Raw genomic sequence first — 14,809 nt, forward strand, 5'->3', positions numbered from 1 at the left:
GCCCTGCGTCACTTGGCGGTGAGCCGTCGTGCCGCCGCCTTGACCGACGCTCGTACCCGCTCCCTGTCCGCGTCCTCGCTGCCGGTCAGGATGCGGCGCATCTGCGGTACGACCGTGGACCAGCCCGCGAGCGCGAGCAGCATGAACAGCAGGTCGTTGGGCGGGATCTCGTCGCTGATGACGCCGCGGGCCTGCGCGTCGGCGATGGCGGCGGCCTTGCGGGCATAGTGGTCCTGGCGCTCGGTCTCGTCGGGGAGTTCGGCCGTGCCGTATTCGATGCCCTCCCAGAAGAAGAGGCGAAGCAGTTCGGGGTGGGCGGCGTGGTAGTCCATCACCCGGTCCATCCAGCCCTCGATGTCGTCGCCGTCGACGGGTAGCGCTATGGCGAGGTCGAGCATCCGCTTCTCGAGGACGCACGCGAACAGCTCCGCCTTGTTGCCGAAGTAGGCGTAGATCAGCTGCTTGTTCGCCTTGGCCTCGGTCGCGATGCGGTCGATACGGGCGCCGGCGATGCCGTACCGGGCGAACTCGGCGACCGCCGCCTCGAAGATCCGGGCCTTGGTGGCCTCGGGGTCCCTGACTCTCACTGCCATGGAGACAGGGTAGCGGAATAAGTAACCAACTATTTGGTTGACAGCACCGAGGATGCGGGGCAGACTCGCACCACCTCGCCAACCAACCAGTTGGTTGATCTGGGGTCGGCTGCCGGCCGCCACCCGATCGACGCCGCCAGATCGATGCCATCAGCTCTCGGTGCCACCAGCTCTCGACAAGGAGTCATGCCGCTCATGCCGTCAGCCACGTCAACAGCCGCTCGCGAGGTCAAGACACCCGCGCGGTCCCGCGGTGGCGCCCGCGGGACGCTCGGCCTCTCGCCCTCCCTCTTCCTCGCCCTCATCGCCCTCTGCACGGCCGTCACGGCCGCCAACATCTATCTCGCGGCCCCGCTGCTCCCCCTCATCGCGCACGACTTCGGCTCGGCGCCCTCGGCCGTGGCCTGGATCGCGTCGGTCGCACAGTTCGGCTACGCGGCCGGGCTGCTCTTCTTCGCCCCGCTCGGCGACAGCGTCAACCGGCGCCGTCTGGTCGCCGCCCTCTCGCTGGTCACGGCGGCGGCACTGACCCTGGGCGCCCTCTCGGGCGGGACCGCCATGCTGGCCGTCGCCGTGTTCGTCGCGGCCGCCGCCACCGTCGTACCGCAGCTGTTGGTGCCGCTGGTCGCCGCACGCGCCCCCGTGGACCGGCGGGCCCGGCACGTCGCCGCCGTCATCGCCGGGCTCTTCACCGGGATTGTCGCGGCCCGTGTCCTCGGCGGTCTGATCGGCCAGGCCTTCGGCTGGCGGGTCGTCTTCGTGGGTGCGGCGGCGCTGACCGCCGCACTCGGGCTCGCCACCGCCTGGGCTCTCCCGGTGGAATCCCGCCCCCGCACGGGCCCGCTGTTCGCGGGACTGCGGGCCCTGCCCTCCGTCGTACGCACCTCTCCGGACCTGTGGCGCGCCTGCCTGCGACAGGCCGGGATGTACGGGGCCTGGAGTGCGCTGTGGACCTCGCTGGCGCTGCTGCTCACAGGCGATGGAGGGTACGGGCTGTCCACCGCGGCGGCCGGGCTCTTCGGCCTCTTCGGCCTGGCCGCGAGCGCGGTGGCGCCGCTCGCGGGCGGTTTCGTCGACCGGTTCGGCGCCGCCAAGGTCGTACGGTCCGCGTATCTGCTCGCGGCCGTGTCCGTACCGCTGTTCTGGCTCGGCGGGAGCACGCTGTGGGCGCTGTGCGCCGCCGCGGTCTTGGTCCACGCGGCCCTGGTGACCAGCCATGTCGCCAACCAGACCCTGGCGTTGACGACGACCTCGACCCCGGCGACCGCCAACACCGCCTACGTGGTGGCGGGTTTCGCGGGCGGCGCACTCGCCTCGGCCGTGGCGGGGAGTGCCTTCGCGCAGTGGGGATGGAGTGGCGTGTGCACGGTGGCGGGGGTGTGGCTGCTGCTGGGGTGGACCACGACGTCCGTACGGCGGCCATCGGCGTCCGCTCGGCGATGACTTGCGGTGCGCCGATGGACGCCGGTGAACGTCAATGGACGTCGATGGACTCGGTGGACGTCGGGTGCGGAGCCGTGGGGCTCCGCACCCGACGTACCTCTGTGCCGCTGTTGGGTCGGTGACGGCGTCGGCGTCGGCGTCGGCGTCGGCGTCGGCGTCGGCGTCGGCGTCGGCGTCGGCGTCGGTCAGAGCTTCGTCACGTCGAGCTCACCCTCCGCGTACTGCCTGCGGAGCACCTTCTTGTCGAACTTGCCGACGCTCGTCTTCGGAACCGACTCGATGATCGTCCAGCGCTCGGGGACCTGCCACTTGGCGATCTTGCCCTCGTCGGCAAGGAAGGCGCGCAGCGACTCGAAGTCGGCAGTGGAGCCCGCCTTCAGGACGACGGTGGCCAGCGGCCGCTCGCCCCACTTGTCGTCGGGGACGGCGACGACGGCGGCCTCGGTGACGTCCGGGTGGGACATGAGGGCGTTCTCCAGGTCGACGGACGAGATCCACTCGCCGCCCGACTTGATGACGTCCTTGGCCCGGTCGGTGAGGGTCAGGAAGCCGTCGGTGCTGATCGTGCCGACGTCACCGGTCTTGAGCCAGCCGTCCTCGCTGAACTTGTCGGCGGGGCGCAGCGGTTCGGCGCCCTGGCCGCCGTAGTAGGCGCCCGCGATCCAGGGGCCACGGACTTCCAGCTCGCCCGCGGACTCGCCGTCCCAGGGGAGCCGCTCGCCGCCGGGTCCGGTGAGCCGGGCCTCGACGCCGGCCGGGAAGCGGCCCTGGGTGAGGCGGTACGCGAACTCCTCGTCCGTGCCCTCGGCATGGGCCGGCGGCCGGGCGATCGTGCCGAGCGGCGAGGTCTCGGTCATGCCCCAGGCGTGACAGACCCGCATGCCCAGCTCGTCGAAGGCCGCCATCAGCGAGGGCGAGCAGGCCGAGCCGCCGATGGTGACCTGAGTGAGGGAGGAGACGTCACGCGGCTTGGCGCGCAGCTCGGTGAGCAGGCCCTGCCAGATGGTGGGGACGGCGGCGGCATGCGTCGGGCGCTCGCTCTCGATCATCTCGGCGAGCGGCGCGGGCTGGAGGAAACGGTCCGGCATCAGCATGTTGATGCCCGACATGAAGGTCGCGTGCGGCAGACCCCAGGCGTTGACGTGGAACTGCGGGACCACCACGAGGGAGGTGTCGCGGTCGGTGAGCCCCATCGACTGGGTCATGTTGACCTGCATGGAGTGCAGGTAGATCGAACGGTGGGAGTACACCACGCCCTTGGGGTCGCCGGTGGTGCCGGAGGTGTAACACATGGCCGCGGCCTGACGCTCGTCGATCTCCGGCCAGTCGTAGGTCGTCGGCTTCCCGGCGAGCAGTTCCTCGTACTCGTGCACCCGCACGGCCGCGCCGTCGAGCAGCGAACGGTCACCGGGACCCGAGACCACCACGTGCTCCACCGTGGGCAGATGGGGGAGGAGCGGCGCGAGCAGCGGCAACAACGAGCCGTTGACGATGACCACGCGGTCGGCGGCGTGGTTGACGATGAAGACGAGCTGCTCCGCGGGCAGGCGGAGGTTGAGCGTGTGCAGGACGGCGCCCATGGAGGGGATCGCGAAGTACGCCTCCACATGCTCGGCGTTGTTCCACATCAGCGTCGCGACCCGCTCGTCGCCCGTCACACCGAGGTCGTCGCGCAGGGCATGGGCGAGCTGAACGGCGCGCACCCCGGCCTCCCGGAAACTGCGCCGGTGCGGCTCGCCCTCCCCGGTCCAGGTCGTGATCTGCGACGAACCGTGCACGAGCGCCCCGTGCACGAGAATGCGGGTCACAGTCAGCGGTACGTCCTGCATCGTGCTCAGCACGGCGTCCTCCCGGGGCGACATTGCCTACGCGGTAGTAGTGGGCTGCGCTGATTCTGCGCACATACCGCTTGGTATGTCACTAGGGGCCGAGATGATCGATCAGGTCAGGACGCCTCATGGGCTCCGGCGGGCAGGGGGCCGGGCGGGCGTTCGACCAGAAGCCGGGCGTGAGTTTGCCGTGCGTGGGACGGGAGGGGGCGTTGTTTACACGTGCGTGGGACGGGAGGCGGGCGGGAGCCCTGCGAGGGGCGGTGCGACCTACCTCACAGGGCTCAGCTCAGGGTCCTCACGCAGTTTGCCCAGCGCACGCGAGACGGCCGACTTGACCGTCCCGATCGAGACCCCGAGCACCTCCGCCGTCTGAGCCTCACTCAGGTCCTCGTAATACCGCAGGACGACCATCGCCCGCTGCCGGGCCGGCAACTTCATGATCGCCCGCCACATCGCGTCGTGCAGCGCCTGCTGCTCGGCCGGGTCCGAGGAGGGCAGCCCCTCCGGCTCCGGGAGCTCCTCGCACGCGAACTCGTCGACCTTGCGCTTGCGCCACTGCGACGTCCGCGTGTTCAGCAGCGCCCGGCGTACATAGCCATCCAGCGCCCGGTGGTCCTCGATACGGTCCCATGCGACATACGTCTTCGTCAGCGCGGTCTGCAGCAGGTCCTCGGCGTCGCTCGGGTTGGCGGTGAGCGACCGGGCGGTACGCAGCAGCACCGGCTGGCGGGCCTTCACATACGACGCGAACGATGAGTACGGCGCGTACGGATGGGTCCGCGTCGCGACGTTCGAAGCGCTGGTGCAGACGGGTGTGGTCATGGCTCCACGCTAGGTTCGCCCCCTACTCTCGCGGATCGGCCGCAGGTCCCGAAGCGATGTCCCCCTCAGGTTGTAGGACGGGGGTTGCCCCCACCTCCTGAGGGTGGATGAGCAGCGCCTGCACCCTGAGGGTTCATCCCTGAGGAACGACTACCGTGGCAGTACCCAGAGGCAGTGGGCAGTACCCAGGGACAGTGGGCAGGGACAGTGGGCGGGACCTGGTGACAGTGGGCGGGACCTCGGGGGCGGTGCAGGGGCCTCGGCGGCAGTGCTGGGACCGGGGGCACGCGGGCGGGAACCGGGGGCGGTACACCGAACCTCGGTGCGGTGGGCTGAACCCCGCGCGCACTCGGAGGCCCTCACCCACCCGTCCCGAGAATCAACCCCGAGGTAGGAACCCCGGTGCCCGCGGTGACGAGGACGCGGCCGGCCCCCGGTATCTGGTTCACGGACGTGCCCCGGAGCTGTCGTACCGCTTCCGCGATCCCGTTCATCCCGTGCAGATACGCCTCCCCGAGCTGGCCTCCATGAGTGTTGAGCGGAAGCCGCTCCTCGGCGACGAAGTCCGCGGCCTCCCCGGGTTTGCAGAACCCGAACTCCTCCAGCTGCATCAGCACGAACGGTGTGAAGTGGTCGTACAGAATCCCCACGTCGATCTCCGCCGGGGTCAGCCCGGCTGTCCGCCACAGCTGCCGGGCCACCACGCCCATCTCCGGAAGCCCGGTCAGATCGTCCCGGTAGAAGCTGGTCATCTGCTCCTGCGCCCGACCCGCACCCTGGGCGGCGGCCGTGATCACCGCGGGCGGATGCGGGAGATCGCGGGCCCGCTCCACCGAGGTGACCACCAGTGCCTGGCCGCCGTCCGTCTCCTGACAGCAGTCCAGCAACCGCAGTGGCTCGACGATCCACCGCGAGGCCGCGTGCTCGGCGAGAGTGATCGGTCTGCCGTGGAAGTAGGCGGCAGGGTTCGTCGCCGCGTACTTCCGGTCCGCGACGGCGACATGGCCGAACGCCTCGGGCGTCAGTCCGTACGTGTGCAGATACCGCTGGGCCGCCATGGCCACCCAGGACGCGGGCGTGAGCAGCCCGAACGGCAGTGACCAGCCCAGCGCCGCGCCCTCCGCCGACGGCTCCCGCTGCTGCACGCCCGAACCGAATCTCCTGCCCGACCGCTCGTTGAACGCCCGGTAGCAGACCACCACCTCGGCCACCCCGGTGGCCACCGCGAGTGCCGCCTGCTGGACGGTCGCGCAGGCTGCCCCGCCCCCGTAGTGGATCCGTGAGAAGAAGGAGAGTTCCCCCATTCCGGCCGCCTGGGCGACGGTGATCTCCGGGCTGGTGTCCATCGTGAACGTGACCATCCCGTCCACGTCTCCCGGCGTCAGCCCGGCGTCGTCGAGCGCGGCCCGCACCGCCTCCACGGCCAGCCGCAGCTCACTGCGCCCCGAGTCCTTGGAGAACTCGGTGGCCCCGATCCCGACGACCGCCGCCCTTCCGCCGAGGCGGTCCCTCGTCCGTACACTCATCGGGCACCCCCGGGCGGAAGGGTGACCGTGACTGTCCCGGTCACATGCCTGCCGATGCCGTTCGCCCCGACCACTCGCACCGTCGCCGTGTCGCCCACGACCTCCTCCACCGAGCCGGTCAACACCATGGTGTCGCCCGGGTAGTTGGGCGCGCCGAGGCGTATGGCCACCTTGCGGAGCACCGCGTCCGGTCCGAGGCAGTCGGTGATGTATCGCCCGACCAGGCCGTTGGTGGTCAGGATGTTCATGAAGATGTCGGGTGAACCCTTCTGGCGCGCCAGCTCCGCGTCGTGGTGCACGTCCTGGTAGTCCCGTGACGCGATCGCGCCGGCCACGATCAGTGTGCGCGTGACCTCGATCTCCAGCGGCGGCAGTGCGTCGCCGACCCTCATGTCTGCGCCTCCCCGCTCACGATCAACTCCCCCAATTCCTGGAGCACTTCGCCCCCGCATCCCAGATAGGCGTCCAGCTGTCGCCCCCACAGGAAGTGCCGGTGCACGGGGTGCTCCAGGTCGGCTCCCGTCCCGCCGTGCAGATGCTGGCCCGTGTGCACCACTCGCTGTCCCGCCTCGGACGCCCACCACGCGGCGGTCAGGGCGTGCGTCGCATACGCCAGCCCCTCGTCGCGCCGCCACGCCGCCTCGTATGTCGTCACCCGTATCGCCTCGGTGTCCATGTACGCGTCGGCGGCCCGAAGTTGAACCCCCTGCTTGGCGGCGAGCGGACGTCCGAACTGCTCCCGCGTGTTGGTGTGCTCCACGGCCCGCGCCAGCGACCCCGCACACACCCCGGCCTGCAGCCCCGCGAAGGCGGTACGCGCGAGAGCGAGCACGTCGTCGTACGCATCCACGGAGCGCTCTTCGCGCCCGGCTGACGCACCCGCGGAACCCTCCTCACGACCGGCTGACGTGCCCGCGGAACCCTCCTCACAACCGGCTGACGTGCCCGCGGGCGCCTGCTCCCGCCCAGCCGACTCGCCCACGGGCGGCTCCTCCCGCCCAGCCGACGCACCCAGCCGCTCGCCCGGCGTCCCGTCGAGCGTCAGCCGTCCCGCCGACCAGGGCGCCGTCAGCTCCACCGGCTCGCACCCCGCCTCGGCGGTCCGCACCAGCCAGAGCCGGCGCTCGTCGTCCGCGACGAGCACATGGGTGGCGTCCCGCAGCCAGGGCACCACGGGGACCACACCGCTCAGCCGCCCCGTCGCTTCCTCCCGCACGGCCCCCGGATCGGAGAGGGCCCCGCTCACCACTACCGTGCCGTCCCCGATCGCGGGCAACAGCAACTCCCGCTGCTCCCGTGAACCGTGCGCCGCCACCGTCAGCAGCCCGTACACACAACTCACCGCGAACGGCACCTGGGCCGTGGTGCGCCCCTGCTCCTCCAGGAGGAGCACCAGGCCGAGGAGTCCTATGTCCGCCACGGCCGACACGAGCCCGGCCGCGCACAACTCGTTCCACAGCTCGGCATCGCTGCCCGTTCCGGCCGCCGCGAGCCGCTCGTGCGTAGCGAGGTCGCCGAAGATCCGCGCGGCCAGGTCACGGGCGGCCTGCTGCTCTTCGGTCGGCGTGAAGTCCATCTCAGCTCCCCCCGCCATCGGTCTCGCCGGCCCGGAAGACCGGCAGCACCAACTCATCGTCGTAGCGCTCGAACTGAAGCCGTACGGGCATCCCGATCCGCACCTTGTCGTACGGCACCCCGACCACGTTGCTCACGATCCGCACGCCCTCCGCCAGTTCGATCAGCCCGACCGCGTAGGGAGGGTCGAAGGCCGGGAAGGGAGGGTGGTGCATAACGACGTACGAATAGACCGCCCCCTGGCCGCTCGACTCGACCGTGTCCCACTCCAGGCAGCCGCACGCGCCGCACCCCGGCAGCCAGGGAAACCGCAGGCTCCCGCACCCTTCGCACCGCTGGATGAGCAGTTTGTGCTGCTCGACGCCCTCCCAGAACCCGGCGTTGTCCCGGTTGACGACCGGCCTCGGCCGCGTGGTCCTCGGCTTGCGGCGGGCCGGCGCGTACTTGAGGATCCGGAAGCGGTGCGTCCCGGCCACTTCACCTCCCGCGCGCACATCCATCCGCGTCGTGACGAAGTGCCCCGTCCCCAGCTTGGTCGTCTTGCACTCGGAAACCGACTCGATCACCGCGTCGAAGGTGATCTCGTCCCCGGGGCGCAGGGGGCGGACGTACTCCTGCTCGCAGTCGGTGGCGACCACCGAGGTGTACCCGGCGTCGTCGAGCAGCCCAAGCAGCTCGTCGTACGCGTCGGAGCGGTCCGCATGACCGGAGAGGCCGCCCATGGTCCAGGCCTGGAGCATGGTGGGCGGCGCTATGGCGTCGGGCCCTGCATACGCGGGATTCGTGTCGCCCATCGCCTCGCACCAGTGCCGGATCATCGGCTCGTTGACCGGGTCCTTGCCCACGCCCCCGACGGCCGCGGTCTGCCCCTCGTACGACTTCAACCGCACCGCCAGTTCGTCCAATTCTTCGCTCACCGCCGCCCCCTCTTCATCCCGAGCCGCATCGTCGCCACGATCTCCCGCTGCACCTCGCTCACCCCGCCCCCGAACGTGTTGATCTGTGCCGCCCTGTTCATCCGCTCCAGCTCGCCGTCCCCGAACGCCCCCGGCGAACCGGAACGCACCAGCGCGTCGGCTCCCACAATTTCCTGACACATTCGGTACACCGCGACCGCGGATTCGGTTCCCACGACTTTCACGCCGCTCGCGTCGCCCGGCGCCAGTCGACCGGCCCCCACATCGCCCACCAAACGCCAGTTGAGCAGGCGTGATGCCGCCAACCGGGCGTGCACTTCAGCCAGCCGGAATCGCACCCACGGCTCGTCAATCCGGCGCCGCCCCGTCGCCGGATCGGGTGTACGCGCCGCGTCCAGCGCGGCCGCGTAGAAGTCCTCGGCCTGCATCCCGATCGCGGCGAGCGCGAGCCGCTCGTGGTTGAGCTGGTTGGTGATGAGCCCCCAGCCGCCGTTCTCCTCGCCGACCAGGTTCGTGGCCGGGACGCGGATCCCGTCGTAATACGTGGCCGTGGTCGTCAGCCCACCCACCGTCTCGATCGGCGTCCACGAGAAACCGGGCGCGTCCGTGGGCACGAGAAGGATCGAGATGCCCTGGTGCTTGGGCGCGTCCGGGTCGGTGCGGCAGGCGAGCCAGATCCAGTCGGCGTTCTGGGCGTTGGAGGTGAAGATCTTCTGCCCGTCGACGAGCCAGTCGCCGTCACCCCCGCGATCGCCGTCCCGCACGGCGCGTGTCCGCAGGGAGGCGAGGTCCGTCCCCGCGGAGGGCTCCGAGTACCCGATGGCGAAGACGAGTTCCCCGCTCAGGATGCGCGGCAGGAAAAGGTCCTTCTGCTGCCGGCTTCCGTACTTCATGAGTGTCGGCCCGACGGTGTTCAGCGTGACCATGGACACCGGCGCGCCGGCCCGGTACGCCTCGTCGAAGAACACGAACTGCTCGTCCGCGCCGCGCCCCTGGCCTCCGTACACGACCGGCCAGCCGAGCCCGAGCAGCCCGTCGGCGCCGATGCGGCGCAGCAGGGCACGCTGCCGTCCGTGGTCGTCGGCGGGCGGCGGGCCCTCGGGCATCAGGTCCCGGAAGTACGTACGGAGCTCGGCGCGCAGCCGCTGCTGGCGCTCGGTGGGGGCGAGGTGCACAGCGGCGGCCCTCCCGGACCTCGTACGAGCGATGATTTCTGACTGTCCGTCAGATATCGCTGCCTGTCAAGGTCGTCGGAGGCGCCCCACGTCGCCCGCCCGCAAGCGCGTCCGCCGTCTCGCGAACACGTCTGCGCGGCGGCACCGAAGTACCGCCGCGCAGACGCGTCACCACCCCACAGAGCACAACCCCGCACAGGGGGCTTCCGGGCCGGTGTGAGCGCACCGGCCCTCAGCTCACCAGAGGTTGGTGAAGTTGACGACAGTGTTCGACTGGTCGATGGCCGTGAACCAGGAGCCGTTCACCTGAGCCGTGTTGCTCTGATTCGAGGCATGGGAGCCGACCGTCTGCTGCTGAGTGGTGGAGGAGTTGCCGTAGTTGTCGTTGCCGACCCCGCTGCCGCTGATGGTCGCCACTCCCGCGTTCGATCCGTCGTCCGCGAAGGCGCCGTTGTCCGCCGCCGCGACACCCGTGAAGAGGGCGGCCGCGAGGGGCAGGGCCGCGACGGCGGCGAGAACGCGGGCGGAACGGATGCTTGCCATGTGAATTCCTCCATAACCGGTTGTACGCACCGGCGGTGAACCGGGATGTACGTGAAATACGGCTTGTTCCGAGGCAGTTGGCCGACCGCCTCGGAGTTGTTCACGACGTCGCGAGTCCAGAGTTGCCCACCGAATCCCCGGCGAACCACCCCGGAAGCCACGATTCGCCCTCAAGCGTGATGACATGTCGATAAACCCCCTTCACACTCACTCCGCCCCACAAATCCCCTGCTCAGCCCCCGGCGGGCGACTCAACCCAGGCGCCGCAAGGGCCGAAGCGTTCCGGCACATTTTCGGCCAATCTCACCTGCCGCCCACCCCGCGCTCTCGCGTGTCCGGCGAGCCCTTTCTTTTTTCGAACACTCGTACGAACATGGAGGCATGGCCACCACCGACCGGCAGGCCACGACCCTGGCCCTGGCCCACGCCCTGTCCGCAGCCGAGCGCGGACTGGCGGTGATCCCGCTGTCCCGAACGAAGCTCCCGGCCCTGCGCTCCCCCCACCACGACGACCCCGATCCCTCCCCCTGCCACGGCGAATGCGGCCGCTTCGGGCACGGTGTGTACGACGCCTCGACCGACCCCCGGCGCATCCGCGAACTCTTCGCCGCCGCCCCCTGGGCCACCGGCTACGGCATCGCCTGCGGACTCCATCCGCACCACCTCATCGGCATCGACCTCGACACCAAGTCCAGTACGGACTCCTCGGCGGCCCTGCGCGAACTCGCGCTCCGCCACCTCTTCACGATCCCGGCCACGATCGTGGTCATGACCCCCAGCGGCGGCCGCCACCTCTGGCTGAGCGGACCGCCTGACGTGATCGTCCCCAACTCGGCGAGCCGCCTGGCCCCCGGCATCGACATCCGCGGCGCCGGCGGCTACCTCGTCGGCCCCGGCTCACGCACCGAACACGGCGTGTACGCCACCGCTCCCGGCACCGCGCATCTGGCACCGGCGTCCTGCCCGCGCGAACTGCTGCGCCTGCTCATGCCCCCGCCCCGTGCGCACCACTCCACGCCCGCCACGACCGGCCAACACGGCCAGGGGCTGGTCCAGTTCGTGCTCGCCGCCCGCGAGGGCCAGCGCAACACGCGCCTCTTCTGGGCCGCCTGCCGCGCCTACGAGAACGGCATCGGCCCCCAACTGACCGTCCCCCTTGTCGAAGCCGCCGTCCAGACGGGCCTCACCGAACGCGAGGCTCGCTCGACGATCGCGTCGGCGGCGCGGATGACGGCCCCGTCGCCCCGCCACCGCGGCTGACCACCCAACGTCCGAGGCCGGCGCGGCTCAGTGCCACGCCGGCCTCGGCCGGAGCCATGCGGCGGCCGGCGGGTCAGCCGGCGAAGCGGTAGCCGAAGTTGCCGCAACCGACCGGGCCGCCGAGGGTGCCCAGGTGGAAGCTGGTGGCACCGGTGCCGGTGACGCTCGGCGCGCCGGTCCCATCGCGTGCTCCTGGAGGAAACGGGTCAGCAGTGACAGAAGTGATGGGTGCGTTCCTGCGAATCGGCCGCTACCCGGCCGGCCTCCATCAGAGGCGCGGAAACAGCGAGAGCCTCCGACCGGATTCCCGGTCAAAGGCTCTCAACCATTGCGGTGGGTGTGGGATTTGAACCCACGGTGACTCGCGCCACGACGGTTTTCAAGACCGTTCCCTTAGGCCGCTCGGGCAACCCACCTATGCCCCGGGCCACCTGGGGCGGAGCGGGTACAGCGTACCGGCCTCCAGCGTCTCGCGGGGTCCGTGGTCCACACAGGGTCCACTGGCGCTGTTTCCGCTCACCATTGCCAACACTCCGACCGGCATGGGTCCCGGTCGCGACGACGTGACGGAGCCTACGTCGTTGCCGCGCACCACTTTCCTCTGAAACCTCGGCCACCAGCCGCAGGTAGCGCCCCATCACTGTAAATTGCAGCGGCGCTGCAGGCCAATGACTGGTGCTGGGGCACCGGACTCCACCATTCGGCGAAGTAAAGTATGAATAATTAGCTGTTGCTACTTATCGTGCACGTATGACAAGCGGCAGCAGCAGTGGGATGTCACTGATGAGAGGCGCCATCCTCGCGGCTGGGGCGATCGCTGCGCTCGGTGCTGCGCCAGCCGGCGCAGGTGACGCCGCAGACAGCGCGGACACCCGGGTGAGGTTTGAGGTAGTCGCGCCAGGGGGCCTGTATGTATCCGCTCCCTGCGCCGCCGTGCTGTCCGATGCACCTCCGGGGGGCACGGCATCTGGCCGCCTCGGTGAGGTTCGCGTCACCGACGAGCGGGCCGCGCGGGATGCCAGTTGGATTGCCACAGTGACCGTGAGTCAGGACTTCAGGGCCGCCGGTTCACCTGGCCCCCATCAGGGGATCTCCGGACGACATGTGCTGTACCGCCCCGGAGCGGCGATCGATCCGTTCAACGGACCATTCACCCCCGGCCACCCCGGGACCCTCGCCACCTTCCGTATGGCGTTCAGTCATCCCAGTGGTTACGGGAGCAACTCTGTCGCCTGGAACCCCACCGTGAAGGTCCATGTGCCCGAAGCCGGAGTGGCCGACGTCTACCGAGGCGTGGTGACGCATTCAGTGGCTTGAGCCCGTCAGCGGGCCGCCTCTGTTCCGGTTTTCCAGAACACAGGAAATTCATTCCAGACCTGCAGGGAACACCAGGAAACCGATTACGCATACAATAAGAATACGACACGCGTGATTTCAATTTCGGATATCGCAGTAACGCAGCAACAATACCCCTAAATTGATCTTCGAGTCATCATAGATGATCTTGGCGTCTTGGCGCATGCCGGGCGTCTTCATCGTGGACGCGGAGGTCTCCGTGCTCGGATATTGGGCTTGTCGGCCGAAAATGGGTGGCCGCCCCGGAGGGCGGCCTGGGAGATGGTTCGGACGACGAAGGGGGGGTGAACCCGTATCGGCTGGGCGACGGGCCATGGTGGGTTTGATGGCGTTGGCCTCGTTGGCCCTGCCCATGGCCGCTGCGCCTCCTGCAACCGCCGCCCCGTCGAACTTCCTCTATGTGGCTAATTACGACGATGGCACGGTCTCGGTGATCAACACCACGAACGACACCGTTGGTGCCACTCCCATCACTGTCGGCACGAATCCCATCGGCGTAGCCATCGTCCCGAATGGCACCAAGGCCTACGTCACAAACAGCGGCTCGAACAACGTGTCGGTCATCAACACCGCCAACAACACCGTAAGCACCACCATCGCCGTCGGCGGCGGACCCCAGGGGGTGGCCGTCACCCCTGACGGCACAAAAGCCTACGTGACCAATTCCACCGATGGCACCGTCTCGGTGATCAACACCACGAACGACACCGTTGGTGCCACTCCCATCGCTGTCGGCACGAATCCCATCGGCGTGGCCGTCACCCCCAACGGCGCCAAGGCCTACGTCACCAACGCAGGCTCGGGCACCGCCCCAGGCACCGTCTCAGTCATCAACACCTCCACCGACGCGGTCAGCTCCACCATCACTGTCGGCACGCTTCCCGACGCGGTGGCCGTGACTCCCAACGGCGCCAAGGCCTACGTCACCAACGGAGGCTCGAACGACGTGTCGGTGATCAATACTGCCGACGACAGTGTCGGCGCCACCCCCATCGCCGTCGGCCAAGGACCCCGAGGGGTGGCCGTGACTCCCAATGGCGCCAAGGCCTACGTCACGAACAACGATTCGAACAGCGTGTCGGTGATCAACACCACCACTGACGCCGTCTCCACCACCATCACGACGGACATCGGCACCGGCCCGCTCGGGGTCGCCGTCACCGCGGATGGCGCCAAGGCCTACGTTTCCAACAACAAATCCAACAACGTGTCTGTGATCGACACCAGCACCGACACGGCCAGCGCCACCCGCCTCACCGTCGGCGGCAGCCCGGCAGGAGCGGCGGCCTCCCCGGACCAAGGGGGCGCGGTGACCACATTCCAGGTCACCCCCACGGACGGCCTGACCATTGCCGTTCCGGCGTCGGCCACCTTGAGCTCGGTCACCCCGGGCAATACCGCCACCGGCCAGCTCGGCCAGGTCACGGTGGACGACCAGCGTTCGCTGGCCGATGCCAGCTGGGTGGCCACCGCCTCACTGACCGATGCCTTCACCACCCCTGGCGGCAGCCCCATCACCGGCAGCGCCACGACCTACACACCCGGAGCGGCAACCTCCGCCGTCAACGGACCGTTCACTGCGGGCACAGCGGGAACACTCGCCTCCGCCCGGACCGCGTTCAGCAAGCCGAGCGGTTCCGGTAACAACTCCGTCAGTTGGAACCCCACCCTGGACGTCGCCGTGCCCGCGTCCGCGGTCGCCGGCGTCTACACCGGGACGGTGACCCATTCTGTGGCGTGAACCGTCGCCCCAGCACCGAAGCTTCA

13 protein-coding genes and 1 tRNA gene are annotated in these 14,809 nt (G+C 69.5%); 4 read left to right on the plus strand and 10 right to left on the minus strand.

What is annotated here, in order from left to right:
* Positions 1-8: 8 nt before the first annotated feature.
* On the minus strand, positions 9-593 hold the full coding sequence (locus tag OG390_RS25190; RefSeq protein WP_406171239.1) for a TetR family transcriptional regulator: 585 nt from the start codon (positions 591-593) through the stop codon (positions 9-11).
* Between the two features lie 195 nt (positions 594-788).
* On the opposite strand from OG390_RS25190, the gene OG390_RS25195 reads away from it, so the two are divergent.
* Complete coding sequence (locus OG390_RS25195) at positions 789-2,036, plus strand: MFS transporter (RefSeq protein ID WP_406171241.1); 1,248 nt, start codon at positions 789-791, stop codon at positions 2,034-2,036.
* Between the two features lie 185 nt (positions 2,037-2,221).
* On the opposite strand, the gene OG390_RS25200 is transcribed toward OG390_RS25195, so the two are convergent.
* The 8 genes from OG390_RS25200 to OG390_RS25235 all read right to left on the minus strand — a co-directional run bounded on the left by OG390_RS25200 (position 2,222) and on the right by OG390_RS25235 (position 10,426).
* Positions 2,222-3,898 (minus strand): long-chain fatty acid--CoA ligase, encoded by a 1,677-nt coding sequence (locus OG390_RS25200; RefSeq protein WP_406171243.1) that lies wholly within the window; start codon positions 3,896-3,898, stop codon positions 2,222-2,224.
* Between the two features lie 237 nt (positions 3,899-4,135).
* Positions 4,136-4,690, minus strand: coding sequence for a SigE family RNA polymerase sigma factor (locus OG390_RS25205; protein WP_399082898.1), 555 nt, complete (start codon positions 4,688-4,690; stop codon positions 4,136-4,138).
* Between the two features lie 359 nt (positions 4,691-5,049).
* Positions 5,050-6,216 (minus strand): lipid-transfer protein, encoded by a 1,167-nt coding sequence (locus OG390_RS25210; RefSeq protein WP_406171245.1) that lies wholly within the window; start codon positions 6,214-6,216, stop codon positions 5,050-5,052.
* Complete coding sequence (locus tag OG390_RS25215) at positions 6,213-6,608, minus strand: MaoC family dehydratase (RefSeq protein WP_406171247.1); 396 nt, start codon at positions 6,606-6,608, stop codon at positions 6,213-6,215. The genes OG390_RS25210 and OG390_RS25215 overlap by 4 nt, the downstream gene beginning before the upstream one ends.
* The gene (locus OG390_RS25220) at positions 6,605-7,792 is read right to left on the minus strand and encodes an acyl-CoA dehydrogenase family protein (RefSeq protein WP_406171248.1); all 1,188 of its coding nucleotides are present in this window, start codon (positions 7,790-7,792) and stop codon (positions 6,605-6,607) included. Before OG390_RS25220 ends, OG390_RS25215 begins: the two co-directional genes overlap by 4 nt.
* 1 nt (position 7,793) lies before the next feature.
* The gene (locus OG390_RS25225; RefSeq protein ID WP_406171250.1) at positions 7,794-8,708 is read right to left on the minus strand and encodes a bifunctional MaoC family dehydratase N-terminal/OB-fold nucleic acid binding domain-containing protein; all 915 of its coding nucleotides are present in this window, start codon (positions 8,706-8,708) and stop codon (positions 7,794-7,796) included.
* Positions 8,705-9,883 carry an acyl-CoA dehydrogenase family protein gene (locus OG390_RS25230; protein ID WP_406171252.1) on the minus strand — a complete coding sequence of 393 codons (1,179 nt, stop codon included), beginning with the start codon at positions 9,881-9,883 and terminating at the stop codon, positions 8,705-8,707. The genes OG390_RS25225 and OG390_RS25230 overlap by 4 nt, the downstream gene beginning before the upstream one ends.
* A gap of 237 nt (positions 9,884-10,120) precedes the next feature.
* Positions 10,121-10,426 carry a hypothetical protein gene (locus OG390_RS25235; protein WP_406171254.1) on the minus strand — a complete coding sequence of 102 codons (306 nt, stop codon included), beginning with the start codon at positions 10,424-10,426 and terminating at the stop codon, positions 10,121-10,123.
* A gap of 381 nt (positions 10,427-10,807) precedes the next feature.
* Here OG390_RS25235 and OG390_RS25240 point away from each other — a divergent pair, with 381 nt between their 5' ends.
* Positions 10,808-11,686 carry a bifunctional DNA primase/polymerase gene (locus OG390_RS25240; RefSeq protein WP_406171256.1) on the plus strand — a complete coding sequence of 293 codons (879 nt, stop codon included), beginning with the start codon at positions 10,808-10,810 and terminating at the stop codon, positions 11,684-11,686.
* A gap of 331 nt (positions 11,687-12,017) precedes the next feature.
* Here OG390_RS25240 and OG390_RS25245 read toward each other — a convergent pair.
* A tRNA-Ser gene (locus tag OG390_RS25245) sits at positions 12,018-12,102 on the minus strand.
* 619 nt (positions 12,103-12,721) lie between these two features.
* Between OG390_RS25245 and OG390_RS25250 the strand changes: the two genes are divergently transcribed.
* Positions 12,722-13,003, plus strand: a complete 282-nt coding sequence (locus OG390_RS25250; RefSeq protein WP_406171258.1) for a hypothetical protein — start codon at positions 12,722-12,724, stop codon at positions 13,001-13,003.
* A 364-nt stretch (positions 13,004-13,367) separates the two neighbouring features.
* Positions 13,368-14,783, plus strand: coding sequence for a beta-propeller fold lactonase family protein (locus OG390_RS25255; RefSeq protein ID WP_406171260.1), 1,416 nt, complete (start codon positions 13,368-13,370; stop codon positions 14,781-14,783).
* Positions 14,784-14,809 lie beyond the last annotated feature (26 nt).

The sequence above is a fragment of the Streptomyces sp. NBC_00996 genome (genome assembly GCF_045162675.1).
Taxonomy (GTDB): Bacteria; Actinomycetota; Actinomycetes; order Streptomycetales; family Streptomycetaceae; genus Streptomyces.

Coding starts and splice junctions, on each gene's coding strand:
- OG390_RS25190 (WP_406171239.1), bottom strand. CDS start 593: ATGGCAGTGAGAGTCAGGGACCCCGAGGCCACCAAGGCCCGGATCTTC.
- OG390_RS25195 (WP_406171241.1), top strand. CDS start 789: ATGCCGTCAGCCACGTCAACAGCCGCTCGCGAGGTCAAGACACCCGCG.
- OG390_RS25200 (WP_406171243.1), bottom strand. CDS start 3,898: ATGTCGCCCCGGGAGGACGCCGTGCTGAGCACGATGCAGGACGTACCG.
- OG390_RS25205 (WP_399082898.1), bottom strand. CDS start 4,690: ATGACCACACCCGTCTGCACCAGCGCTTCGAACGTCGCGACGCGGACC.
- OG390_RS25210 (WP_406171245.1), bottom strand. CDS start 6,216: ATGAGTGTACGGACGAGGGACCGCCTCGGCGGAAGGGCGGCGGTCGTC.
- OG390_RS25215 (WP_406171247.1), bottom strand. CDS start 6,608: ATGAGGGTCGGCGACGCACTGCCGCCGCTGGAGATCGAGGTCACGCGC.
- OG390_RS25220 (WP_406171248.1), bottom strand. CDS start 7,792: ATGGACTTCACGCCGACCGAAGAGCAGCAGGCCGCCCGTGACCTGGCC.
- OG390_RS25235 (WP_406171254.1), bottom strand. CDS start 10,426: ATGGCAAGCATCCGTTCCGCCCGCGTTCTCGCCGCCGTCGCGGCCCTG.
- OG390_RS25240 (WP_406171256.1), top strand. CDS start 10,808: ATGGCCACCACCGACCGGCAGGCCACGACCCTGGCCCTGGCCCACGCC.
- OG390_RS25255 (WP_406171260.1), top strand. CDS start 13,368: ATGGCGTTGGCCTCGTTGGCCCTGCCCATGGCCGCTGCGCCTCCTGCA.